General features: G+C 64.8%; 22 protein-coding genes and 2 riboswitches. Of the genes, 14 read left to right on the plus strand and 8 right to left on the minus strand.

All coding sequences use genetic code 11. The features are described 5' to 3' along the window. Positions 1 to 74 precede the first annotated feature (74 nt). From chpT to DVH29_RS12515, 3 genes are all read left to right on the plus strand, one after another. On the plus strand, positions 75 to 734 hold the full coding sequence (gene chpT, locus DVH29_RS12505; protein WP_114646520.1) for a histidine phosphotransferase ChpT: 660 nt from the start codon (positions 75 to 77) through the stop codon (positions 732 to 734). A gap of 83 nt (positions 735 to 817) precedes the next feature. Then, the gene (locus DVH29_RS12510; RefSeq protein WP_114646540.1) at positions 818 to 1,177 is read left to right on the plus strand and encodes a response regulator; all 360 of its coding nucleotides are present in this window, start codon (positions 818 to 820) and stop codon (positions 1,175 to 1,177) included. A gap of 128 nt (positions 1,178 to 1,305) precedes the next feature. Next, complete coding sequence (locus DVH29_RS12515) at positions 1,306 to 2,097, plus strand: DUF2189 domain-containing protein (protein ID WP_114646521.1); 792 nt, start codon at positions 1,306 to 1,308, stop codon at positions 2,095 to 2,097. A 135-nt stretch (positions 2,098 to 2,232) separates the two neighbouring features. On the opposite strand, the gene ctrA is transcribed toward DVH29_RS12515, so the two are convergent. Beyond that, a complete protein-coding gene (gene ctrA / locus DVH29_RS12520; RefSeq protein ID WP_114646522.1) occupies positions 2,233 to 2,934 on the minus strand; it encodes a response regulator transcription factor CtrA in 702 nt (233 codons plus the stop codon). Positions 2,935 to 3,336: 402 nt separating this feature from the next. On the opposite strand from ctrA, the gene fliI reads away from it, so the two are divergent. The 4 genes from fliI to DVH29_RS12540 all read left to right on the plus strand — a co-directional run bounded on the left by fliI (position 3,337) and on the right by DVH29_RS12540 (position 6,958). Continuing rightward, positions 3,337 to 4,665, plus strand: coding sequence for a flagellar protein export ATPase FliI (fliI, locus tag DVH29_RS12525; protein ID WP_114646523.1), 1,329 nt, complete (start codon positions 3,337 to 3,339; stop codon positions 4,663 to 4,665). Positions 4,666 to 4,724: 59 nt separating this feature from the next. Further along, positions 4,725 to 5,135 carry a flagellar export protein FliJ gene (gene fliJ / locus DVH29_RS12530; RefSeq protein WP_114646524.1) on the plus strand — a complete coding sequence of 137 codons (411 nt, stop codon included), beginning with the start codon at positions 4,725 to 4,727 and terminating at the stop codon, positions 5,133 to 5,135. A gap of 14 nt (positions 5,136 to 5,149) precedes the next feature. Continuing rightward, positions 5,150 to 5,485: an MmcQ/YjbR family DNA-binding protein gene (locus DVH29_RS12535; RefSeq protein WP_114646525.1), complete on the plus strand. Its 336-nt coding sequence runs from the start codon at positions 5,150 to 5,152 to the stop codon at positions 5,483 to 5,485. 96 nt (positions 5,486 to 5,581) lie between these two features. Then, complete coding sequence (locus tag DVH29_RS12540) at positions 5,582 to 6,958, plus strand: L-serine ammonia-lyase (protein ID WP_114646526.1); 1,377 nt, start codon at positions 5,582 to 5,584, stop codon at positions 6,956 to 6,958. Between the two features lie 108 nt (positions 6,959 to 7,066). On the opposite strand, the gene DVH29_RS12545 is transcribed toward DVH29_RS12540, so the two are convergent. Then, positions 7,067 to 7,420: a DUF6476 family protein gene (locus DVH29_RS12545; RefSeq protein WP_114646527.1), complete on the minus strand. Its 354-nt coding sequence runs from the start codon at positions 7,418 to 7,420 to the stop codon at positions 7,067 to 7,069. On the opposite strand from DVH29_RS12545, the gene DVH29_RS12550 reads away from it, so the two are divergent. Next, positions 7,420 to 8,430: an RluA family pseudouridine synthase gene (locus DVH29_RS12550; RefSeq protein WP_114646528.1), complete on the plus strand. Its 1,011-nt coding sequence runs from the start codon at positions 7,420 to 7,422 to the stop codon at positions 8,428 to 8,430. The two genes, DVH29_RS12545 and DVH29_RS12550, sit on opposite strands and share 1 nt — an antisense overlap. A gap of 4 nt (positions 8,431 to 8,434) precedes the next feature. On the opposite strand, the gene DVH29_RS12555 is transcribed toward DVH29_RS12550, so the two are convergent. After that, entirely contained in the window at positions 8,435 to 9,385 is a 951-nt protein-coding gene (locus DVH29_RS12555; protein ID WP_147276086.1) for an ABC transporter substrate-binding protein, read from the minus strand. 133 nt (positions 9,386 to 9,518) lie between these two features. Then, positions 9,519 to 9,625, minus strand: a riboswitch (TPP riboswitch). A 237-nt stretch (positions 9,626 to 9,862) separates the two neighbouring features. On the opposite strand from DVH29_RS12555, the gene rpoH reads away from it, so the two are divergent. Together rpoH and DVH29_RS12565 are read left to right on the plus strand one after the other, a co-directional pair. Continuing rightward, positions 9,863 to 10,741, plus strand: coding sequence for an RNA polymerase sigma factor RpoH (gene rpoH, locus DVH29_RS12560; RefSeq protein WP_114646541.1), 879 nt, complete (start codon positions 9,863 to 9,865; stop codon positions 10,739 to 10,741). A gap of 86 nt (positions 10,742 to 10,827) precedes the next feature. Further along, complete coding sequence (locus DVH29_RS12565) at positions 10,828 to 12,120, plus strand: hemolysin family protein (protein ID WP_114646542.1); 1,293 nt, start codon at positions 10,828 to 10,830, stop codon at positions 12,118 to 12,120. On the opposite strand, the gene DVH29_RS12570 is transcribed toward DVH29_RS12565, so the two are convergent. Next, the gene (locus DVH29_RS12570) at positions 12,115 to 12,804 is read right to left on the minus strand and encodes a thiamine diphosphokinase (protein ID WP_158541661.1); all 690 of its coding nucleotides are present in this window, start codon (positions 12,802 to 12,804) and stop codon (positions 12,115 to 12,117) included. The two genes, DVH29_RS12565 and DVH29_RS12570, sit on opposite strands and share 6 nt — an antisense overlap. Before the next feature lie 14 nt (positions 12,805 to 12,818). Then, positions 12,819 to 12,920, plus strand: a riboswitch (TPP riboswitch). 109 nt (positions 12,921 to 13,029) lie between these two features. On the opposite strand from DVH29_RS12570, the gene thiB reads away from it, so the two are divergent. The 3 genes from thiB to DVH29_RS12585 are packed head-to-tail and all read left to right on the plus strand — an operon-like array spanning position 13,030 to position 16,275. Continuing rightward, positions 13,030 to 14,037: a thiamine ABC transporter substrate binding subunit gene (gene thiB, locus DVH29_RS12575; protein ID WP_245944975.1), complete on the plus strand. Its 1,008-nt coding sequence runs from the start codon at positions 13,030 to 13,032 to the stop codon at positions 14,035 to 14,037. 2 nt (positions 14,038 to 14,039) lie between these two features. Then, positions 14,040 to 15,638 carry an ABC transporter permease family protein gene (locus tag DVH29_RS12580; RefSeq protein WP_114646531.1) on the plus strand — a complete coding sequence of 533 codons (1,599 nt, stop codon included), beginning with the start codon at positions 14,040 to 14,042 and terminating at the stop codon, positions 15,636 to 15,638. After that, positions 15,631 to 16,275 carry an ATP-binding cassette domain-containing protein gene (locus tag DVH29_RS12585; protein ID WP_158541662.1) on the plus strand — a complete coding sequence of 215 codons (645 nt, stop codon included), beginning with the start codon at positions 15,631 to 15,633 and terminating at the stop codon, positions 16,273 to 16,275. The genes DVH29_RS12580 and DVH29_RS12585 overlap by 8 nt, the downstream gene beginning before the upstream one ends. A gap of 15 nt (positions 16,276 to 16,290) precedes the next feature. Here DVH29_RS12585 and DVH29_RS12590 read toward each other — a convergent pair whose 3' ends face one another. Continuing rightward, positions 16,291 to 18,516 (minus strand): hypothetical protein, encoded by a 2,226-nt coding sequence (locus DVH29_RS12590; RefSeq protein ID WP_114646533.1) that lies wholly within the window; start codon positions 18,514 to 18,516, stop codon positions 16,291 to 16,293. A 58-nt stretch (positions 18,517 to 18,574) separates the two neighbouring features. Continuing rightward, positions 18,575 to 19,864, minus strand: a complete 1,290-nt coding sequence (locus DVH29_RS12595; protein ID WP_114646534.1) for an adenylosuccinate synthase — start codon at positions 19,862 to 19,864, stop codon at positions 18,575 to 18,577. 151 nt (positions 19,865 to 20,015) lie between these two features. Between DVH29_RS12595 and DVH29_RS12600 the strand changes: the two genes are divergently transcribed. After that, complete coding sequence (locus tag DVH29_RS12600; protein WP_114646535.1) at positions 20,016 to 20,990, plus strand: DMT family transporter; 975 nt, start codon at positions 20,016 to 20,018, stop codon at positions 20,988 to 20,990. 154 nt (positions 20,991 to 21,144) lie between these two features. Here the strand turns inward: DVH29_RS12600 and serA are convergent, their stop codons facing one another. Both serA and DVH29_RS12610 read right to left on the minus strand, forming a co-directional pair. Further along, positions 21,145 to 22,734 carry a phosphoglycerate dehydrogenase gene (gene serA, locus DVH29_RS12605; protein ID WP_114646544.1) on the minus strand — a complete coding sequence of 530 codons (1,590 nt, stop codon included), beginning with the start codon at positions 22,732 to 22,734 and terminating at the stop codon, positions 21,145 to 21,147. A gap of 65 nt (positions 22,735 to 22,799) precedes the next feature. Continuing rightward, on the minus strand, positions 22,800 to 23,987 hold the full coding sequence (locus DVH29_RS12610; protein WP_114646536.1) for a phosphoserine transaminase: 1,188 nt from the start codon (positions 23,985 to 23,987) through the stop codon (positions 22,800 to 22,802). Positions 23,988 to 24,244 lie beyond the last annotated feature (257 nt).

Here is a 24,244-nt window from a genome sequence, read left to right on the forward strand (position 1 = left end):
TCGTGGCGTTGCCCCTCAGGGCTTGCCCTGTAAAGTGCACTGCAATTGATTCGTGAGCGAAAGGCCGACCGGATATGACCAGCATTATTGAACTGAGCGCCGCGGACCTTGCCGCTCTCTTGTGCTCGCGGGTCTGCCACGACCTGATCAACCCGGTCGGCGCGATCGGCAACGGGCTGGAGGTATTGTCCGATCCCAGCCAGACCGAAATGCAGACCTTCGCCAAGGAACTGATCGAGAATTCGGCCCGCCAGGCCCGCGCCAAGCTCGAATTCGCGCGCCTCGCTTTCGGCGCCTCCTCGACCGCCGGCACCGACATCGATACCCGCGAGGCTGAACGCGTATCGAGCCTGCTGTTCGCCGGAGAAAAGGCCGACCTCGAATGGAAGGTCGCGCCCATGCTCCTGCCCAAGAACAAGGCCAAGCTGATGCTCAACATGCTGCTGATCGCCGTGGCCGGCGTGCCGCGGGGCGGCACGGTCACCGTGGAGGTCGAGGGCGAAGCCGGCAGGGAATCCATCACCATCACCTCCACCGGCCCCAAGACGCTGATCCCCAATGCGGTGCAGGGTCTCCTGTCCGGAATGCCGGAGGACGGCAGCGTGGATGCGCGCGGCATCCAGCCCTTCTATACGGGGCTTCTGGCCCGCGAGAGCCATATGGGCATCAATCTCGTGCTCGACGGCGATATCCTGCGCTTCACCGCCGATCCCCTGCCCCACGATATCGATTGAGATTTCCCATTCGCTAACCATTCTGGCCTACCCTTGCCTCCGCCGGCGCCATGGCGATGCGCTGGCGGAGCGTGGAGCCCAGCATGAAATCCTGTCTCATCGTCGACGATTCCAGCGTCATCCGTAAGGTGGCGCGCCGCATCCTCGAGAATATGGATTTCATCGTCGACGAGGCCGAGGACGGCCAGGAAGCCTTCGAGAAATGCACGCGGGAAATGCCCGACGTCATCCTGCTCGACTGGCAGATGCCCATCATGTCGGGGCTGGAATTCCTGAAAACCCTGCGCGGCTATACCGGCGGCGAGCGCCCCAAGGTGGTCTATTGCATCACCGAGCGCGATATCGGGCAGATCGCCATGGCCCGCAAGGCCGGCGCCAACGACCACATGCTCAAGCCCTTCGACCAGGCCATGCTCGAGAGCAAGTTCCAGGCTTTCGTCTGACACCGCACAATGGCGTGAGCACGGCTCACCAACACCACATTTCTCCTATACCCTGACGCCGTTGCGCGGCCCCCGCGCATTGTGACGAAAGGCCATGGCCGCGCTTCCTTGCAAAAGGGAGACCGAAAATGCCTGTGCCTCATGCCCCCACCCTCTCCGGCGCCGACGAAAGCCATGTTTCCGTCCACTCCGTCACCATGTCAGACCTCTCCGACGCCCTGCGCAAAGGCGTCAGCGACTTCTGGCGCCATCCGTCCCACTATCTCTTCATCGCGCTGATCTATCCCGTCATGGGCATCGTCCTCGCCGTGTGGAGCGCCGGCGGATCGGCCTTCTCGCTGCTCTATCCCCTCGCCACCGGCTTTGCCCTTCTGGGTCCCGTCGCCGCCCTGGGCCTCTACGAATTGAGCCGCCGGCGGGAACAGGGGCTCGATGACAGCCCGCGCCACGCCCTGTCCGTTCTTCACCACCCCGCCATCGGCTCCATGCTGGTGGTCGGCCTCTATCTGGCGGTGGTCTTTGCGGCCTGGCTGGCCGCGGCCGCAGCGCTCTACAACGCCTTTCTCGGCGCCAACCCGCCCGAAGGCATCCTCGAACTCATCACCGCGACGCTGACCACCCCGGCCGGCCAGGGCCTGCTGCTGTGGGGCAATGTGGTGGGAATAGGCTTCGCCCTCCTCGTCCTCGCCACCACGGCCATCGCCTTCCCGCTGCTGGTCGACCGCGGGGGCAGCGCCGGACGCGCCATCGCCACCTCGATCCGCGCCTTCTTCGCCAGCCCGGCGACCTTCCTCGCCTGGGGCCTGATCGTCGCGGCGATCCTGCTCGTCGCCTCCATCCCGCTCTTCGTCGGATTGGCCATCGCATTGCCCATTCTCGGCCATGCGACCTGGCACCTCTACCGCAAGGCGACCGACTAAGGGAGCGTGTCCAGCAAAAGTGGACACCACTTTTGCGGTTCGGAAACGCGACGAATCAAAGACTTACAACACCAAAAGGGCCCCGCGCCGATGCTTCGCGCGGGGCCCCTCGATAAACCGGAGATGCCGGAGAGATCAGGCGCTTTTGGCCATCTCCGCCTCGTCGGGCTCGCGCAGCACATAGCCGCGCCCCCAGACGGTTTCGATGTAATTCTTGCCCTCGGTGGCCACCGAAAGCTTCTTTCTGAGCTTGCAGATGAACACGTCGATGATCTTGAGTTCCGGCTCGTCCATCCCGCCATAGAGATGGTTGAGGAACATTTCCTTGGTGAGCGTCGTGCCCTTGCGCAGGCTGAGCAGCTCCAGCATCTGGTATTCCTTGCCGGTTAGATGCACGCGCTGGCCACCCACCTCCACCGTCTTGGTGTCGAGGTTGACGCTGAGATCGCCCGTATTGATGACCGACTGGGCGTGGCCCTTGGACCGCCGCACGATGGCGTGGATGCGGGCCACCAGCTCGTCCTTGTGGAACGGCTTGGTCATGTAGTCGTCGGCGCCGAACCCAAGGCCGCGGACCTTGTCTTCGATGCCGGCCAGGCCGGACAGGATGAGAATGGGGGTCTGAACCTTCGCAACGCGCAGCGTGCGCAGCACTTCATACCCGCTCATATCCGGCAGGTTGAGGTCAAGCAGGATGATGTCGTAGTCATACAGCTTGCCCAGATCGACACCTTCCTCGCCGAGGTCGGTGGTGTACACATTGAAACTCTCGGATTTGAGCATCAACTCAATGCTCTGCGCTGTCGCGCTGTCGTCCTCTATCAAGAGCACACGCATGCCAATCCCCTTATCCAACACATCCCTGTCTGGGACCGAGCCCGGACCGAACCGCGACCCTTAATCAAACCCTACTGGGTACGATTCGAAGCTACCGACAATTAGTTAACAAAGTTTAATTCGGTCGGGCAATATGCGAGAGACATTAACCGTTATTTCCACTAACCCATTGTAAATTAACATAAAATTGCATCAATTTTTCTTAATGCACAACGTTAAGAAAACCCTGCAAGCGACTCTCTGGACTCACCTAAACCGGACTGATTGGAAGGAGCGGGCGCGCGTCGACGCGCGGCGAAAAAAATTGCTCAACTTCCGGCAATATCGCTATAACCTTAAGGATCGGTTACCAATGCGGCGCCAATATGGTGCGAATCATGGTCTTCCGAGGATGCGCGCAAGGTGCAGTCGCTGATCTCCGACATCGATGCCATTGACGAAATCGAGGTCTTCGGACGCGTCAAGACCGTCCAGGGCCTGTTGATCGAGGTCGTCGGTCCGGTGCGCGAATTGCGCGTCGGGGGGCGCGTCTTCATCGAGAACCAGTCCGGCACCCGGCTCGCCTGCGAGATCATCGGCTTCCGCGACGGCCTCGCCCTCTGCCTCCCCTTCGGCCCGGTGGAAGGCGTAAGGCTCGGCTGCAAGGCGGTGTTTGCCGGCCATGACGGCGCCGTCTATCCCCATCCGTCCTGGCTCGCCCGCGTGATCAACGCCGAGGCCCAGCCCATCGATGGCGGCGATCCCCTGCTGCGCGGGCCCACCCCCTATGGCCTGCGCAATGCGCCGCTCCCCGCCCATGAGCGCGGCCGCGTCGGCGGCCCGATCGATCTGGGCGTCCGGTGCCTCAACACCTTCACCACCTGCTGCAACGGCCAGCGCATGGGCATCTTCGCCGGGTCCGGCGTCGGCAAGTCGGTGCTCATGTCCATGTTGGCCCGCAACACCGATGTGGACGTCGCGATCATCGGCCTCATCGGCGAGCGCGGCCGCGAAGTGCAGGAGTTCATCTCCGAGCAGTTGGGCGAGGAGGGCATGAAAAAGGCCATCGTCGTCGTCGCCACCTCCGACGAATCCGCCCTGATGCGCCGCCAGGCCGCCTTTCTAACCCTGACCCTGGCCGAATATTTCCGCGATGCGGGCCAGCGCGTCTTGTGCATGATGGACAGCCTCACCCGTTTCGCCATGGCCCAGCGCGAGATCGGGCTGGCCACCGGCGAGCCACCGACCGCCAAGGGATATCCGCCTACGGTGTTCACCGAGCTGCCGCGCCTGCTCGAACGCGCTGGTCCGGGCCTTGTCAATTCGGGCTCCGTTACCGGTCTATTTACCGTTTTGGTGGAAGGTGATGATCACAATGAGCCCATTGCGGACGCCGTGCGCGGCATTCTCGATGGCCACATCGTGATGGAGAGGGCGATTGCCGAACGCGGGCGTTATCCGGCGGTCAATGTGCTCCGATCCGTCTCGCGCACCATGCCCGGATGCGTGCCGGAAGATTTCCGGCCCACCCTGACCAGGGCGCGCGAACTGATGTCGGTATTCGCCGACATGGAGGAACTGATCCGGCTGGGGGCTTACCGGAAAGGATCGGATCCAAAGGTTGATCGCGCCATCGCGCTCAACCCGGCGCTGGAGGCGTTTCTGAGCCAGCGTTCGGACGAACGGACGGGGATTGCCGACGGATACAAACTGTTGGCCACCATCCTCGAAACCGGCGGGGCGCAGTCGTAATGACGGATGGGGACGGCTCCCGGGCCGGCCGGCGGCTTGATGAGTAAGGAGTACAAGTCATGAAGTCCAAGAGCGCGAACTTGATCCGCCTGAAGAAGTTCCAGGTGGATGAAAAACGCCGCCAGGTGCTTCAGATCGAAACCATGGTCGCCGATTTCGAGCGCATGGCCGCCGAACTCGACCAGCAGATCGAGATCGAGCACAAAAAGACCGGCATCTCCGACGTCGCCCATTTTGCCTATTCGACCTTTGCCAAGGCCGCCATCACCCGGCGGGACAATCTGCTCACTTCGGCCGGCGACATGAAGAGCAAGCTCGAGGCCGCCCAGGACGAACTCGCCGAAGCCATCGAGGATCTCAAGAAAGTCGAACTGCTCGACGCCCGCGAAACCCAGCGCGAAAGAGACGAGCAGCAAAAGCGCGAACAGGCCGAATTCGACGAGATCGGCCGCCTGCGCTACCGCCGCTGAGCGGGAGCGCGGCGATGACCTGGGACGACCTCCTCCCCATCGCCCTCTCCTTTCCGGACGTCACCGAATCCACCAGCTACGGCACGCCCGCCCTCAAGCTGGGCACGAAATTCCTCCTGCGCGAACGCGAACCCGGCCTCCTCGCCTTGCAGCGCCCCTCGATCGATGAACGCGACATGCTGCTCGACGCCGAGCCGGAACTGTTCTTCATCACCGATCACTACCGCCATTACCCCTACGTCCTCGTGCGCCTCGCCGATCTCGACGCCGGCCGGTTCCGGGGCCTGTTCGAGACCCTTTGGCGCTCCAAGGCCAATGCCCGGCAGCTGTCGGCCTACAAATCCGCCTAGATCGGAAACGAAACCCATCCCCAACGCCTTGACGGCGCAGATCATAGCCTATTCTCTCCTCGAAGAACGAAACGGCGATGTTGCAGGGGAGGCTGCATGTTCGTCTCTGTCTTCGACATCTTCAAGATCGGCGTCGGACCGTCCTCGTCCCATACCATGGGTCCGATGATCGCCGCGGCGCGATTCGTGTCCAACCTTGACGAAAATCCCATCCCCCGGGGCGCCCGGCTCTGGATCACCCTTTACGGGTCATTGGCCTATACCGGCATCGGCCACGGCACCAATGCCGCCGTCCTCGCCGGGGCACTGGGATTTTCACCCGAAACCTACGACAAGGCCGAGGCCGAAGCGGCCCTTGCCGCCCTCGGCCACCGCAAGACCATCGCGGTTGCGGGCGAGACGGTCCTCCTCGATCCCGATACCGATCTCGTCCTCGACCGCACCACCCGGCTCGACGCGCATCCCAATGGCATGCGCTTCACGCTGCTCGACCCTGCCGGCGCCGTCCACGCGGAACAGACCTATTTTTCCATCGGGGGCGGCTTCATCAGGACCGAGGCCGAAATCCAGGCCGGCGATCTGCCCGCCACCCCGGCTGAGGACGTGCCCTTTCCCTTCGCCAGCGCCGCGCAAATGCTGGAAATGGGCCGCATATCCGGCCTGTCCATCGCGGATATGAAGCGCCGCAACGAATGCGCCCGCCTCAATGGCGCCGCCTTCACCGATCGCCTGGCCGCCATCTGGACGGTGATGGATGCCTGCATCACCCGCGGCCTCCAGACCACGGGCGAACTGCCCGGCGGGCTCAGGGTCAAGCGCCGCGCCAAGGCGATCTTCGAGAATATGAGCGGCCGGGCGGGCAGGAACGACATCCCGCTCCATTCCGCCATCGACTGGCTTTCGGCCTATGCCATGGCGGTCAATGAGGAGAATGCCGCCGGCGGGCAGGTGGTCACCGCCCCGACCAATGGCGCCGCCGGGGTGTTTCCCGCCGTGCTGCGCTATTATCTCGACCATGTGCCCGGCGCCACGCGCGACAAAATCCCCGACATGCTGCTGGTCGGCGCCGCCATTGGCGGCCTCATCAAGTACAACGCTTCGATTTCCGGCGCGGAAGCAGGGTGCCAGGCGGAAGTGGGCTCGGCCTCGGCCATGGCCGCCGCGGCCCTATGCGCCGCCCTGGGCGGCAGCAATGCCCAGATCGAGAACGCCGCCGAGATCGCCCTCGAGCACCATCTGGGCATGACCTGCGACCCGATCCGGGGCCTCGTCCAGGTTCCCTGCATCGAGCGCAACGGGCTGGGCGCCGTCAAGGCCGTCGCCGCCGCCTCCCTCGCCCTGCAGGGCGACGGAACCCATATCGTCTCGCTGGACGCCTGCATCGAGACCATGCGCCAAACCGGCAGGGACATGGACGAGCGCTACAAGGAGACATCCCTCGGAGGCCTCAGCGTCGCCGTGCCCGATTGCTGACCCCTGGAGCGTTTCCAGCAAAAGTAGGCACCACTTTTGCGGTTCGGAAGCGCGACCAAACAAAGACGTAGAGCGCCCGATCTGATTGCCATCAGATCAGGAATTGCTCTATTCCGCCACCACGGCGATCTCGCGCAGCATCTCGCCGGTTTCCCCGTCGAAGATGCGGATCGCCTGACCGGCCTCGCCCGCATAGGTGACCGTGACCCGCCCGTCCTGCACCTGGGCGGAAACAATCTGCGCGCCGGCCGGCAGGGCGATGGCCTCCAAGCCATAGCCTGCTGCTGCATCGCTGCTCATGGTGGCAAGCCGATAGACAACCACGAGCACAATGGCCATAAAGCCCGCCAGCATGAGCAGCATGGACAGGCCTGCGCGGCGGCGGACCTTGGCCATCACGGCTTCGGCCTCGGGGCTGAGCGGCTGGTCATCTTCGAAATCGGCTTGTTGAGGTTTGGTCATTGTCCGGCAATCGGCTCCAGGAAGACAGACACGACGCCACCGTCCTCGACGCCGAGGCGGGAACGCGGCTGGATGCGTTTCTGGCCGCCCGGTTTCCGGTCTTTTCGCGCAACCGGATCAAGGATTTGATCCTCGCCGGCGCGGTCAGCGTCGATGGGGCGGCCAATGATGTGCCCAAATATCGCGTCAAGGCGGGAGAGTCCATCACCCTCGCCGCACCGGAGCCCGTTGAGGCCGAACCGCAACCGCAGGCCATCCCGCTCGACATCCTTTACGAGGACGACGCGCTGATCGTCATCGACAAGCCCGCCGGCATGGTCGTCCATCCCGCCCCCGGCAATCCAGATGGCACCCTCGTCAATGCGCTGATCCATCATTGCGGCGAAAGCCTGCGCGGCATTGGTGGCGTCAGGCGGCCCGGTATCGTCCACCGGCTCGACAAGGAGACCTCCGGCGTCATGGTCGCCGCCAAGACCGACATCGCCCATGCCGGCCTCTCCGCCCAGTTCGCCGATCATGGCCGCACCGGTCCGCTCGAGCGCGCCTATACGGCCTTCGTCTGGGGTATTCCCAATCCGCTGGTCGGCACCATCGAGACCCTGCTCGGCCGCGATCCGCACAATCGGCTCAGGCAATCGGTTCTGGCCCGCGACGGCCGCGAGGCCATCACCCATTATCGGGTCGAGGACCGCTTCAAGGGCGACAGGTGGGAGGTGGCGCAGGTGCGGTGCGAACTTCAAACCGGACGAACACACCAAATACGTGTGCACATGGCCAATATTGGCCACCCATTGCTCGAAGATGCGCTCTATGGGGCCGGCTACGCGACCAAGATCAACACCGTCCCAGACGCGGTGGCGACCGCTCTTTCCGCCCTCGGCCGTCAGGCCCTGCACGCCGCCGTCCTGGGCTTTGCCCATCCGGTGACCGGCGAGCACATGCGTTTCGAGAGCCCCCTGCCCCCCGACATGGCGGCCCTCGCCGAGGCCCTGGCAGGGGAGCGGGCCTGACCCCCTACTGCACGAACCTGTTGGTAAAATAGGTCGAGAAATCAGGATGTTGCGACAGCGCCTTGCCCTCGGCATCGACCAGCGCGCCGGCCTCGAACAGGAAGTCTCCCAGCTCCAGCATCATCGCCTCGTCGAAGACCCCGACCGTGCCATCGCTGCGGGCGAGGTAGTTGCCCTCGACCATCAGCGCCATGGAGGCTTCGACCAGTTCCGCCTCTCCTGCCAGCTCCGGAACGGTCTCGACGAGGATGCGCGCCGCCTCCGCCGGATTGGCCACCGCATAGGCATATCCCTCCTGCGTCGCCGCGATGAACGCCGCCGCGACCTCCGGCCGTTCGTCGAGGAAATCCGCAGAGGCGCCGAGGATGATCGTGTGCTGGTCCGGCACCCCGTAATCGGCATAGGCGAAGCCTGAAATATCGTTGCCCGCCAATTGGTTCTCGACCCCTTGCCAGGTCAGCACCTCGAGCGTGAAGTCGATCTCCCCGGCCCGCAACGCGTCATAAACCGAGCTGTCCAGCGTCCGGGTTTCATAAGCCGGCACGCCGCCGTCATGGGCAATCATGGTATCGATGATTGCCTGCTCCCAGCGCGTTCCGAACCCGCCATACACCCCATCGGCCAGATCGGCCGGCCGGGAGGCCCGGTCGGCGTCATAGGCCAGCCGCCCTGTCTCGGTCTGGATCACCGCGTAAACGCCCACCGCATCGAGCCCCGCCGCCTTGAGCGTATAGAAATCGAGGACGCCATAAATGCCCATATCGGCCGCGCTGCCGAGCGGAACGATCTCGACCTCGAGACCGGCCTGCTCGTAAAACCCCAACACTTCGGCGACATAGATGCCGACGAAATTGGTATTGGGCGTCCAGTCCGGCACCACGCTGACCGGCTCGGCGGCATTTGCCGGCAGGGTTGCCAGAAGCAGTCCAAGGGACAGAAGGGGGGTAAATCGCATGATCTTCACCTGTGCATGAGTAGGGTTCGCCACCCGCCCGGATACTCAGCACCGGCCCCGCGATCGCATGCGCCAATGGACGCCGCGCGCTGGGCGCGGTCCTCCATCACGCATATGTGTCTACGGCAAGGCCCTATCGAGAAAGCCATCTCGCTCCGCTGGTATTATCCAGATCAGCTTGAGGGTTCGCGGCCAATCCGCATCTCAGCCCCGGCAATCGGAGCACCCCTGTGACAATGAGCCCGATACCATCTGCGCACGCTCCATGCAACCAATTGGCTGCGGCCACGTTCGAGCCAAGAGACTTCGGCGCCGACCCATGCACTCCGCGGATATCAGAAATTCGCGAGCCGGGGATGTAATCGCCGAATTGAAACCTATATTCACTCCAACATAGTCCGCACACGTGCCGCAATGGGCGTCGATGCGGCAAACGCTCGCCGGGGATACCGGGGGCTGATAAAGGGGGTGCTGACAATGGCCCAGACCAATCTTCCTGTCCTTAGCTCGGAGAACGGGCTCAATCGCTATCTTCAGGAAATTCGCAAGTTTCCCATGCTCCACGCTGACGAGGAATTCATGCTCGCCAAGCGCTACAAGGAGCATTCCGATCCCGAAGCCGCCCAGAAGCTGATCACCTCGCATCTGCGCCTCGTCGCCAAGATCGCCATGGGCTATCGCGGCTATGGCCTGCCGATTTCCGAGGTGATCTCGGAAGGCAATGTCGGCCTGATGCAGGCGGTCAAACGCTTCGAGCCCGACAAGGGCTTCCGTCTAGCGACCTATGCCATGTGGTGGATCAGGGCCTCGATCCAGGAATATGTCCTGCGCTCCTGGTCGCTGGTCAAGATCGGCACCACCGCCGCCCAGAAGCGCCTGTTCTTCAATCTCCGGCGCTTGAAGGGCCAGATCGCTGCACTCGATGACGGGAACCTCCATCCCGACCAGATCAAGCAGATCGCGACCACGCTCAAGGTCAGCGAGGACGATGTGGTGTCCATGAACCAGCGCCTCACCGGCGATGCCTCGCTCAACGCGCCCATGCGCGCCGACGAGGGCACCAGCCAGTGGCAGGACTGGCTCGTCGATGAAGCACCCGACCAGGAAGAAGTGCTGGGCGAGAGCCAGGAGTTCGACGAACGCATGGGGCTGCTCGAAGGCGCCATGGAAGTGCTCAACGATCGCGAGCGGGCCATCTTCAAGGCTCGGCGGCTGCAGGAAAGCCCCTCCACCCTCGAGGAACTGGCGCAGGAATACGACGTTTCGCGCGAACGTATCCGCCAGATCGAGGTAAGAGCCTTCGAAAAGGTGCAGGATGCGGTCAAAGAAGCCGCCCGCGCGCAAGCAGTGCATTGACGACGGGGCGCGCGCGAACCATTGTGTGCGCTCCCGAAACTGACTGAAAGATGAAATCGGATCGCCCCCGGGCCGATCTGTCCCACATGATAGAAATAGCTATCGTCGCAGGTCTGATCCTGCTCAACGGCGTGTTCGCCATGTCCGAACTCGCCGTCGTCTCGGCCAGCAAGCCACTCTTGCGTTCCATGTCCGAGCGTGGCCAGCGCGGAGCCTCCGCCGCCCTTGCTCTTGCAGAGCAGCCTGGCCGCTTCCTTTCGACCGTACAGGTCGGCATTACCCTTATCGGCATCGTGGCCGGCGCCTTTTCCGGCGCCACCCTCGGCGGTTCGCTCGCCGAGGCGCTCTACGCGGCCGGCCTGCCGGAGACCGCATCGTCCGCGCTGGGCTATGGCGGCGTCGTGGCCATCATCACCTATCTGCAGGTCGTGATCGGCGAACTGGTGCCCAAGCAATTCGCCCTGCGCAATGCCGAGGCCATCGCGTGTCTCGTCGCCTCTCCCATGGCCACCCTCTCGCGCATCGCAGCCCCCGTCGTCTGGCTGCTCGATGCGTCGACGCGGCTGATCTTCCGCATATTGGGCATGAGCGAGACCAATGAAGACACGGTGACCGAGGAGGAAATCAAGTCCATGGTCGCCCAGGCCGCCGAAACCGGGGTGATCGAACGCGACGAAAAGCGCATGATCGCCGGCGTACTCCGCCTGTCGGACCGGCGGGCCCGGTCGGTCATGACCCCGCGCACCGATGTCGAATTGATGATGTTCGACGAGGATTTCACGGTGCTGCAGGCCCAGTTGAACAAGGCGCGCCACTCGCGCGTGCCCATCGCCAGCGAAGATTCCGACAACATCATCGGCGTCCTGGTGATGCGGGAATATTTCGCCGCCCAGCCCAAGGACCACCGCGCGCTGAAGCGGCTCCTGCGTACGCCGCAGGTGGTGCCCGACACCATGGGCGCGCTCGACGTGCTCGATACGCTGCGCCAGGCCGATTTTCCCCTGGCCCTGGTGCTCGACGAATACGGGCATTTCGAGGGGATCGTCACCCCCGCCGATATTCTCGAAGCCATTGCCGGCGTGTTCAAATCCGATCTCGACGACAATGAGGACGACGAGGCGGTGAGGCGCGAGGACGGCTCCTGGCTGCTGGCCGGCAGCCTCACGGCGGACGAACTCGCCGACCGGCTCGGCCTCGACCTGCCGGAAAAGCGCGACTATCAGACCCTGGCCGGCTTCATCATCGACCACATGCAGCACATCCCCGCCACTGGCGAAGTGCTCGAACACGAGGGATGGCGCTTCGAGGTGGTCGACATGGACGGCCGGCGCGTGGACAAGGTTCTCGCCGCTCCCCTGCCGATCGCGCCGCTTCTATAGGATCGCGTCGATCAATCCCCGATCAAGGATCAGCAGCCACGGGCCCTGGGGGCCCGGGGCAACCGTGATCTCGATCGTGTCGGCGACGGCCGCGTTCGAGGTGCCGATCGCCTTGCCCTGCTCCATGACCAGACCGTCGAGGGGATAGAGCAGCCCCTTCGATCCCGCAAACTCCGTGCGGCCAAGCGGATAGATGGAAACCCGCGCCCCCGTCCCGACGGCCAGCGCCATCGAACCGGAAACCCCCAGCGCCAGATCGTGCTCGTCGATGAGAACGATGCGCCGTCGATGCGCATGGCGGGCGACCGCGTGCAGCGCCGCCAGCGTATGATCGAGCCGCCCTCCGGTCATGCCGATGGCCAGGGTGATGGGCGCCTGGGTCGAATAGAGGCATTTCTCGAAATCGGTGGTGTCCTGCTCGGCCAGCGCGATCACCTCGGTCTGCGCGGGAAACCGGCCCGGATCGGCCACCGAATCCATATCCCCGATCACCGCATCGGGCGCCAGCCCGGCATCGAGCAGCACTTCGCCCCCGATATCGGCACCGACAAGACCCGCGCATCGCGGCGCAAGGGCCAGCAGCAGATCGCGCTCCACGCGCCCGCCGCCCACCACGAGCAGCGGACCGTCGAACCGCAACGAGCGGTGGGTCGGCGTTCGGGCCCCTTGCACTGAAACCTGCACCTCTATAGTGTCGCCTTGTCTCGCTGGGGTGCCTCTTCGAATCGAAGGGGCTGAGAAATACCCATGGAACCTGAACCAGGTCATGCTGGCGGAGGAAGTACGAGATGGCAAGGCCCATTGACGTCCGCCCTGCCATAGCCTCTTTCCCCCTCGTCCAACACTGACCGCAACGATTGGCTTGCCGCATGGGTCATGCCCGTGCGGCCGATGAAAGGACGAACCCGAATGGTCCGTGTGATCAGAACGAGCCTGTATGCGGCAGCCCTAGGAGCGCTCGCGCTTCCGGCCATCGCGCAGGATACCCCCACCCTCACCGTCTATACCTATGACGCCTTCGCGGCCGATTGGGGCCCCGGGCCGGCCCTCAAGGAGGGCTTCGAGGCGCAATGCGGCTGCACGCTGGATTTCGTCTCCGCCGAGGATTCCATCTCCGCCCTGCGGCGCGTCCAGCTCGAAGCGGAAACCACCCGGGCCGATATCGTGCTGGGGCTGGATACCGCGACCATCGGCGAGGGCATGGCGACGGGGCTGTTCGTCGAGCATGGCCTCGACCTCCCCGCGTTCGACATCCCGCTCGATTGGACCGATGAGGTCTTCGTCCCCTTCGACTACGGCTATTTCGCCTTCGTCTATGACACCGAAACCCTCGCCACCCCGCCGGCGAGCTTCGAGGACCTGATCGCTCTTCCCGACGATTTCAAGGTGGTGATCCAGGACCCGCGCTCCTCGACGCCCGGCCTCGGCCTTATCCTCTGGATCAAGGCCCTTTATGGCGACGGGGCCAGCGACATCTGGCAGGGGCTGGCGCCCCACGTCCTCACCGTCACCTCCGGCTGGTCCGAATCCTACGATCTGTTCCTGTCCGGCGAGGCCGATATGGTGCTCTCCTACACCACCTCGCCCGCCTATCACGTCATCGCCGAGGACGAGGACCGCTATCAGGCCGCCAAGTTCACCCAGGGCCACTATACCCAGATCGAGGTGGCCGGCATCCTCGCCGCCAGCCCCGACCAGGAACTGGCCCGCGAATTCCTCGCCTATCTGGTTTCTCCCCAAGCCCAGGCGGTGATCCCGGAAACCAACTGGATGTATCCGGTGACCGAGCCCGAAGGCGGGCTCAACCCCGGCTTCGACGCCATGATCGATCCCCAGCCGGCCTTGCTGCTCGATGCCGAGGCGGTGACGGCCAATACCCGCGCCTGGATCGACGAAGCCTTCGCGGCCCTGCAATAGCGATGACGGCCGGGTCCCTTCTTGCCTGGCGGCCCGGCCGCCTTCTCACCGGCATTGCGATTGCGCTGGCGATCGCGGTGCTGATCGTGTCCCTGCTCGCCACCCTGTGGATCGCGGGACAGCGCTTCCCCACCACCGGGTCCAACGTCGCCGATATCGGGCATCTGGTCCGCATGTCGGCCATACAGGCGGGGATTTCGACCGTCCTCTCCATCGCGACCGGCATCGCCATCGCCTGGACCATCGACCGCCTACGCTTTCCGGGCCGCGCGCTGGTCATCGGCCTGCTTTCCACCGCGCTGGTCCTGCCGGCCCTGGTGGTCGTCTCCGGACTTGTGGGCATCTGGGGCCGCAATGGCTGGGCCAATGCGGTGCTGGGCCTTTTCGGCCAATCGACCGGTGGATCGATCTTCGGGCTCGGGGGCATAATCGCGGCCCATGTCATCCTCAACGGCGCCTTTGCCGGCCGCATCTTCATCGACCGGCTCGCCGCCATCCCTCCCGAAAAGCTCAAGCTGGGCCGCAGCCTCGGCCTCTCGGCCGGGCGCCGCTTCGCCGTCATCGACGCCCCGGCCCTCGCCAGCTCGATCCCCGGCCTCGCCGCGACGATTTTCCTTCTGTGCTTCACCAGCTTTCCCATCGTTCTCACGCTGGGCGGAGGACCGGCCAACCAGACGCTGGAGGTCGCCATCTACCAGTCCGTGCGCCTCGATTTCGATCTCGGCGCCGCGGTCAAGCTGGCGCTGGTGCAATTGCTGGTCTGCGCCGCCATCATCATCCCCGCGACGACGCTCTCCCCGGCCGCCACCCTGTTCGGGCGCCGGACGCAGATCGTCTGGCCGGAGCGCCGCGCCGTGAGCCTGATGCAGGCCGGTCTCCTCGCCCTGCTGCTCATCGGCTTCATCGCGCCCCTCGCCGTCGTCCTCATGCGCGGCCTCGGCCCGGCCATGGGCTCGCTTCTGAGCCAGCCGGCCTTCTGGCGCGCCACGGGAACCAGCCTTGCCATCGGCACGCTGTCGGCGCTGCTGGCGCTCGCCCTGGCCCTCGGACTGGCCATGGCCCGCGCCATGATGGCCGGCAATCGCCCGGCCCGCGCCGCCCTCGGCCTGCCGGTCTTCACCTATCTCGCCGTGCCCGCCGTGGTGCTCTCGCTGGGTTTTTTTCTATTGGCGCGGTTCCTGGGCATCCCGACTGCCATGGCGGCCCCGGTGGTGCTGGTCATCGCCAACGCGCTCCTCGCCCTGCCCTTCGTGTTCGCCGCCCTCGCGCCCCCTCTCGAAGCGCTGCTCAATCGCCACGCCCGGCTGATCCGCGCCCTCGGGCTGAGCTCGCTCACCCAATGGCGGCGCATCGAATGGCCGCTGCTGGGCCAGCCGCTGGGCTATGCCCTCGCCGTCGCCTTCGTCTTTTCCCTCGGCGATCTCGGGGTCATCTCGCTGTTCGGCACCTCGGAATTCTCAACCCTGCCCTGGATGATGTACCGGGCCTTCGGTGCCTATCGCACCAATGACGCCGAAGCCATCGCGGCCGTGCTGCTCATCCTCAGCGTCACCGCCTTTGTCGGCATTCCCAAACTGTTCGAAAAGCTCACCCATGCTTGAGATTTCCGGCCTCGCCTTCCGCTATCCCCAGGGCGAAATGGATTTTGCCTTCGACCTCACCGTCGCCCCCGGTGAATGCGTCAGCCTCGAAGGCGCATCGGGATCGGGCAAATCCACCCTGTTCGATCTCATCGCCGGCTTTCTCACCCCCCAATCGGGCGACATCCGGCTCGACGAACGCTCCATCCTGCCGCTGCCGCCCGAAAGCCGGCCGGTCTCGATCCTCTTTCAGTCCGACAATGTCTTCGAGCATCTTTCAGCCGGGGCCAATGTGGCGCTGGGTCTGGGCAACCGGGTTGCGCCCACCGACCAGAGGGTGCGCGACGCGCTCGAACGCATGGGCCTTTCCGGCCTCGCGAACCGGCGGGCCGCCAATCTCTCGGGCGGGCAGCGCCAGCGCGTAGCGCTGGCCCGCACGCTGCTGCGCAACCGCCCCGTCCTGCTGCTCGACGAGCCCTTTAGCGGGCTCGACGAGGAAACGGCGGGGCCCATCCGCGAGACGATTGCCCGGCTGATCGTCGAATGGGGATGGCATGCCATCCTGGTCTCGCACCAGTCCAGCGACATCGCCGCCCTGGCCCAGCGCCATTACCGCATAAAAAACGGCCGCACCACCGAAGTGACGCGGCCGCGATAAGGGGGAATTGGCGCCTCAGGCGCCGGGGCTGTCGGCGGCGTCGCTCCCGTTCGCGGCGGCATCGAGCGCCGCCCAGGCGTCCAGCACGTCGTTGAAGATCTCGCTGCCTTCCTCGCCCTTTTCCAGCGTCATGATGGCCCGGCGTCCGGTGCCATAGACCATGGCGAGGTCCATCCAGCCGCGATCGGTCAAAAGACCGATATTGTTCTGCACATCGATCTCGCTGGCGCTCGACAGCGCAAACAGGAACGAATTGCCCACGATCCGCGCCGAGGCGCCGGTCAGGGGCTGGCCCTGCACCAGTTCCTCATCCTTGAGCAGCACCCCCGGCAGATTGGCGATCGATCCGCCGATAAAGCTCTCGGCGACGTCGAACTTGACCTCCATCAGATGGCTGGCCGGCAGATTGGCGTCGCCATTGCGGCGGATCAGCACCTCGACATCGAGATTGCGGGCCGGGATCGAAGCATTGGCGACGATGGTGGGATTGCCCAGCTCATCGGTGCCGCGCGACCATTCCACGCTGCCCGAATAGGGCACGGCACCGGTCATGCCGCTGGGCTGCTCCTCGAGCAGCAGCGATTGCAGCCCCTGGCCGAGCGCCACGACGGCGGGCTGCTCGGTCGCGCCATTGGCGGGATCGAGCGGCTCGTCGGCTTCGGCCGGCAGCCGGTCCTCGAAGCTCGCTTCCGGTTGGCCGGTATTGGTGGCCGGGGTCTCGGTTGCCACCGGCTCGCCCCCCGGAAGGGCCGAACCATCGACCTCGCCGGGCGCCACCGGCACCTCGGGCGTGGTGTTGGTCGCCGAAGGCGCCGGCACCGTCCCGGGGGTTTCCGCCGGCGTGGCTTCGGAGGGAAGATCGGTCGCGGCCACCTCGGTGGTCGGGGGCGTGTCGCCCTGAGCAAACACCGAGTTGAGATCGATATAGCCCTGCTGCCAGGCCCAATAGCCCGCTGCGCCGCCACCGACCAGCAGCAGCACCGAGATCAAAAGGAAGATGGTGAGCGCCCCCGGACCGCCGCCCGACCTGTCATCGCGCGCCTCGGCGTCGTCCTCGGGCTCCATGCCCGCGTCCGAGGCGATGGGCGCCGCGTCCTCGTCCGACCGCTCCTGGGCCGGACTTCCCTGGGCTTCCCGATCGAGGGCGGCAATCGCCCGATCGATCGCCACTTGGGCATCGGAAATCTCGGGGCGCTTAAGAACGTCCGGCTCGACATCGACCTCGCGCACGCTCGACATCGCGGTGCCCGGCACACTGTCCGGGGCGCTGACGCTGAGGGGCCGGCCATGCAGATCGACCAATGGAGAGCGATGCACCGGCGCGATCTCGGCTTCGCTGAGGAGGAAATGCCGCTCTTCCGGCGCTGCGGTGGGATCGTCCCGATGCGGGGTCGCGAAGGGAATGACCCGGGCCTCTTCTCGCGGGGCCGGCTCGTCTTCGGTCTCCAGGGCGTCGGCCTCGGAAGCCTCGACCTCTTCCTGCCGGGCGCCGGCCGAAGCCAGTTCGGCGGCGGCGATGATATCCTCGATCGAGCCGCCGCCATAGCCGGGCGCCTGCGGCTCGGGCTGCTCATGGCGCTGCGCCTCGGCATTGATGGCGTCCGCCGCTGCGTCCGCCCCGCTCGGGTCCCAAACCGGCTCGACGGGTTCGGCCGGCTGATCCTCGGAAAAATCTTCGAAATGGTCGCCGAATTCGGGCTCGCCGCCCATCCGGGGTTCGACGTCCCATCCCTCCTCGGCGCCCTGTGCGTCGGGGGGCTCGGGTTCGCGGGACGGCGCCTCCACGTCGAACCGGTCGTCCTCCCCGGCCGGCGCGTCTTCCGCCGCCTCCGGCAGGTCCGGTTCCGGCTCCTGGGGGAAGTCATCGTCGGGCGGGGCATCGGCGACGACAAAATCGTCCTCCACCACGTCCGGCTTCGGTTCAGGCTCGGGCTCGATCTCGGGCTCGATTTCGACTTCGGAAGCCTCGGGCTCCGGAACGAGCTCCTCGGCCTCCTCTGCCTCCACGGCGCGGAAGCGGCCGAGCAGTCTCTCGGTCGCCTCGTGCTCGACTTCGCGAATGCAGTCCTCCAGCGCCAGCCGGTGCGTGGTGATCTCGCGCGCCGGCAAGGGCGGCTCGATGGCCCGCAATTGCGTCACGAGGGCGGTGCGCGCCTTCTCGTAAACTGCGCGGCGATTGGCACCCGTATTGTCCGGCAGGGCGTCGATCGCCTTGCGCAAGAGTTCGCGATAGTCGGCCATTATCTACTCAACATCGTTTCTGCCGGCGTTGTGACAAAATTGTTTCTAACAAGAAAATTCAATCTTGAAACGGGTCCTGCACCAAAATCGTGTCTTCGCGTTCCGGACTGGTGGACAACAGCGCCACCGTCGCCCCGATCAATTCCTCGACACGGCGGACATATTTGATCGCCTGGGCCGGCAGTTCGGCCCAGCTGCGCGCCCCCGCAGTGGTCTCTTTCCAGCCGTCCAGCGTCTCATAGATTGGCTTGACTCGACTTTGTGCCCCCATTGAGGCGGGCAGATAGTCGATCCGCTCCCCATCGAGCTCATAGCCGACACAGACCTTGATCTCGTCCATGCCGTCCAGCACGTCGAGCTTGGTGAGCGCGATCCCATGGATTCCCGAGGTCCTGACCGTCTGGCGCACGATCACCGCGTCGAACCAGCCGCAGCGCCGCTTGCGCCCGGTGACCACGCCGAACTCGTGCCCCTTTTCGCCAAGGAACTGCCCGATTTCATTATCCTGCTCGGTCGGGAACGGCCCCTCGCCCACCCGGGTCGTGTAGGCCTTGGTGATCCCCAGGACGTAATCGACCGCCGCCGGCCCCAGCCCGGACCCCGGCGCCGCCTGTCCGGCCACGGTGTTCGAGGAGGTGACGAAGGGATAGGTGCCGTGGTCATTGTCCAGCAGCGCGCCCTGCGCACCCTCGAACAGGATGCGCTCGCCCTTGCGCCGCCGCTCGTCGAGCAGTTCCCACACCCGGTCCATGAAGGGCAGGATCTTGTCGGCCACCGCCATCAGCTCGTCATGGATCGCCTGGGCGGAAATCTCGGCGGCGCCGATGCCGCGCCGCAGCGCATTGTGATGGGTCAGCAGCCGCTCGATCTTGTCCATCAGCGTCTCGGGCTCGGCCAGGTCGCACACCCGGATGGCGCGGCGCCCCACCTTGTCCTCATAGGCCGGCCCGATGCCGCGGCGCGTGGTGCCGATCTTGAGCCCGGAATTGGAATCCTCGCGCAGCGCGTCCAGCTCGCGGTGCAGCGACAGGATCAGCGGCGCGTTCTCGGCAATGCGCAGCACCTCGGGGGTGACCGAGATGCGCTGCCCGGCAATCTTGTCCACTTCCATGACGAAGTGATGCGGATCGACCACCACGCCATTGCCGATCACCGAGAACTTGCCGCGCACCAGGCCCGAGGGCAGCAGCGACAGCTTGTAGCTCACCCCGTCGATGACGAGCGTATGGCCGGCATTGTGGCCGCCCTGATAGCGCACGACCACATCGGCGCGCTCGGACAGCCAGTCAACGATCTTGCCCTTGCCCTCGTCGCCCCATTGGGAGCCGACCACAACCACATTCGCCATTTACGCCAACGATCCTTGTCTCGCTTTCCGCGCGTCCGCTGCCGCGCGGTCATTTCCAAAAGGCTTCAACCCAGAGCCCGCATTCTAGTTTACCATTCAGTTGCGGGCAAAACGCTGATAAGTCCGGGTTCTATAAAGCACAAGGCCCGTTATGACAAAGACTGACCACCCCACGCGCGCCGGCAAAGCCTCCTCCTCGCTCCTCGACCGACCGATCCTGCTCCTCACGCTTTCGGCTTTGTTCTGGGGCGGTAACATCATTGCGGGCAAATATGCGATCGGCGAACTCGATCCCCTCGGCCTTTCGGCCATGCGCTGGGTGCTCGCCTTCCTCGTCATCCTGCCCTTCGCCTGGTCCTCGGTCCGGGCCGAATGGGCCGAAATCCGGCGCGGCGCCTTCTGGCTCGCCTTTTATGGCGCGGTGGGGTTCGTGAGCTTCAACGTGCTGCTCTACGGCGCCACCACCTTCACCGCCGCTGTCAATATCGCCATGATCCAGGCCGCCATTCCGGTGCTGGTCATGGTGGGCAATTTCCTCGCCTTCCGCGTGCGGGCCTCGGCGCTGCACATCATCGGCGTGGCGCTGACCATTTACGGCATCATCCATGTGGCGACCCATGGCGCGCCGCTGCGCGTCCTCGGCCTCGACGTCAATCTCGGCGACGCCATGATGCTGCTCGCCGCCCTGCTGTACGCCATCCATTCGCTGGTGCTGCGCTACAAGCCGAAAATCGGCTGGATGAGCTTCATCGCCGCCACGAGCTTTTTCGCTGCCCTCACCTCCATCGTCTATCAGGCCCTGTTCGGGTCCGGCCCGGCGGGACTGATCTCGGACGTCCTCGCCATGAGCTGGCGCGGCTGGGTGGTGGTGGCCTATGTGGTGCTGTTCCCCTCGATCATCGCCCAGATGACCTATGCCCGCGGCGTGGAACTGATCGGCCCCAATCGCGGCAGCCTGTTCATCAACCTCATTCCGGTGTTCGGGGCGGCGCTGGCCGTGCTGATGCTGGGCGAGCGGGTGGAAACCTTCCACTTCATTGCCGCGCTGTTCATCATCGCCGGCATCGCGCTGGCCGAATATGCCGCCCGGCGCAATCTGCGCGATATCCTCAAGCCGCAGCCGTAGAGCGTCTGATCTGATTCAATCAGATCAGACGCTCTACGTCATTGTTTTGTCGCGTTTCCGAACCGGATAAGTGGTGCCCACTTATCCTGGAAACACTCTAGATGGCAAAAAGGGCCGGTTGAACCGGCCCCTTGCACGTTTGTCGGCAATGCGGTCAGACGTTGAAGCCGAGCTTTTTCGCCTGCACCACGCCTTCCAGCCCGGCAATCTGGGCCAGACGGTCATCGGTCAACTCGCCATCGATCGAGACCAGCGCGATGGCATCCTTGCCCTGCTCGACCCGGCCCAGGTTGAAATTGGCGATATTGATGTCGAGCTGGCCCAACAGCGTGCCCAGGCGCCCGATGAAGCCCGGCTTGTCCTCATTGGTGATGTAGAGCATGGAGGGGGTCAGCTCGGCCTCGAGCGTGATGCCCTTGACCTCGACGATGCGCGGCGCCTTGCTGCCATAGACCGTGCCCGCGACGCTGCGTTCCTGCCGCTCGGTGATCACCGTCAGCCGGATGAGGTTGTCATAGGCGCCGACCTGCTCGCGATTGGTGGTCTCCACCGCGATGCCGCGCTCCTTGGCGAGGGTGGGTGCCGAGACCATGTTCACATCGCCCAGCAGCGGGGTGAGCACGCCATAGAGCGCCGCGGCCACCATGGGGCGGGTGTTGAGCGCGGCGACGTCGCCTTCGAACTCGATCCTGATGCCCTTGATGGCGGTCTCGGTGAGCTGCCCCGCGAACGAGCCCAGATGCTCGGCCAGCTTGACGAAGGGGGTGAGGCGCGGGGCCTCTTCCGCCGAGATCGAGGGGAAGTTGAGCGCATTGGTGATCTCGCCCGAGACGAGATAGGCCGAAATCTGCTCGGCCACCTGCAGCGCGACATTCTCCTGCGCCTCGGTGGTCGACGCGCCCAGATGCGGGGTGCAGATGACGTTGGGCATGTCGAACAGCGGGTTGTCCTTGGCCGGCTCCTCGAGGAACACGTCGAGCGCCGCCCCGGCGACCTTGCCCGATTCCAACGCCTCTTTCAGCGCTGCCTCGTCGATCAGCCCGCCACGGGCGCAATTGACGATGCGGACCCCGTCCTTCATCTTGGCGAAGGCTTCGGCGTTGATGATGTTGCGGGTCGCATCGATCAGCGGCGTGTGCAGGGTGATGAAATCGGCCCGGGCCAGGAGGTCGTCGAGCTCGACCTTTTCGACACCCAGATCCACGGCCCGCTCGGGCGTGAGGAACGGGTCATAGGCGATCACCTTCATCCTGAGGCCCTGGGCGCGGTCGGCGACGATCGAGCCGATATTGCCTGCGCCGATCAGCCCCAGAACCTTGTTGGTGACCTCGACGCCCATGAAGCGGTTCTTTTCCCATTTGGAGGCCCGCGTCGACGCATCGGCCTCCGGGATCTGCCGGGCCAGCGCCAGCATCATGGAAATGGCGTGCTCGGCGGTGGTGATCGAATTGCCGAACGGGGTGTTCATGACGATGACGCCCTTGGCGGTGGCCGCCGGGATATCGACATTGTCGACCCCGATGCCGGCCCGCCCGATCACCTTGAGATTGTCGGCCCGCTCGAGGATCTTTTCGGTCACCTTGGTGGCCGAGCGGATGGCGAGGCCATCATACTGCCCGATGACCTCGGCCAGCTTGTCCTTGTCCTTGCCGAGATCGGGCAGATAGTCCACCTCGACGCCGTTGTTCTTGAAAATCTCGATCGCCGCCGGGCTGATCTTGTCCGAAACGAGTACCTTGGGCATGTCGCCCTCCATCAAATCTGCAAATGTGGGAAAAGCGGCGCGCCAGCCGGCGCGCACGCGAAAGATCAGGCCAGCGCGGCCTTCTTTTCCTCGGCAAACGCCCAGTCGAGCCACGGCCCAAGCTTTTCGAGATCGGAGGTCTCCACCGTCGAGCCGCACCAGATGCGGAAGCCGGTCGGCGCATCGCGATAGCCGCCGATATCGTAGGCGACGCCTTCCTTGTCGAGGCGGGAGACCACGGCCTTGGCCAGCCTGGCCTGGGCGTCGTCATCAAGAGCCGCAACCGCCGGATCGACGATCTTCAGGCACACCGAGGTGTTGGAGCGCACGGCCGGATCGGCGGCGAGGAAATCGACCCAATCGGTGCGGGCTACCCAATCGGAAACCGCCTTGGCATTGGCGTCGGCGCGGGCCTGCATGGCCTTCAATCCGCCGATCTCCATGCCCCATTCCATGGCGTCGACCGCATCCTCGACGCAGAGCATCGACACGGTGTTGATGGTGGCGCCCTCGAAGATATCGGCCATCAGCTTGCCGCCCTTGGTGAGGCGGAAGATCTTCGGCAGCGGCCGGTCGGGGGTGAAGGTCTCCAGCCGCTCGACGGCGCGCGGCGAGAGGATCAGGATGCCATGGGCCGCTTCCCCGCCCAGCGCCTTCTGCCAGGAGAAGGTCACCACGTCGAGCTTTGCGAAATCCATGTCCTGGGCGAAGGCCGAGGAGGTGGCGTCGCAAATGGTCAGTCCCTCGCGGTCGGCCGGAATCCACTCGGCATCGGGGACGCGCACCCCCGAGGTGGTGCCGTTCCAGGTGAAGACCACATCGCGGGCGAAATCGACCTGGGAGAGATCGGGCAACTCGCCATATCCGGCCTTGAGCACGCGCACATCGTCGAGCTTCAGCTGCTTCTGGACGTCGGTGACCCAGCCGGCCCCGAACGATTCCCAGGTCAGCATGTCGACCCCGCGGGCGCCCAGCATGCCCCACAGCACCATTTCCACGGCGCCGGTATCGGAGGCCGGGACGATGCCGATGAGGTAATCCTCCGGCACTTCCAGCAATTCGCGGGTGAGGTCGATGGCGCGCTTGATGCGTGCCTTGGCCGGCTTGGCGCGGTGCGACCGGCCGGTCAGCGCGCCCGACAGCGCCTCGATCGTCCACCCGGGACGCTTCGCGCAAGGACCTGAAGAGAAATTGGGGTTTTCCGGACGCACATCCGGCTTCGCCACGCGCGTGGCGGCAGAAATATCTGTCATGTTGCTCCATCCTTACAGATGGGCGTCCCTCGTTGGGAAGGGATGGCCCACTGGCGCGTTTATAGGAAGGCACCGCGTTTGACAAGGCGGCATTTGCAGCACGCCGAAGTGTCCGCCGGCGATTTTCGCGCCGCGGAGGGATGGAGCAGGCTGGCATGGGGCGATGAACGCCTCGTCCTGTGGTAGTTAGAGTATGAAGCGATCATCGCCCCATGCATCCGGGATTTTGGGATCTCGGTATCCGCGTAACCCGGGGA

Origin of the sequence: Pelagibacterium lacus, assembly GCF_003345525.1 — a bacterium.
Lineage (GTDB): Bacteria > Pseudomonadota > Alphaproteobacteria > Rhizobiales > Devosiaceae > Pelagibacterium > Pelagibacterium lacus.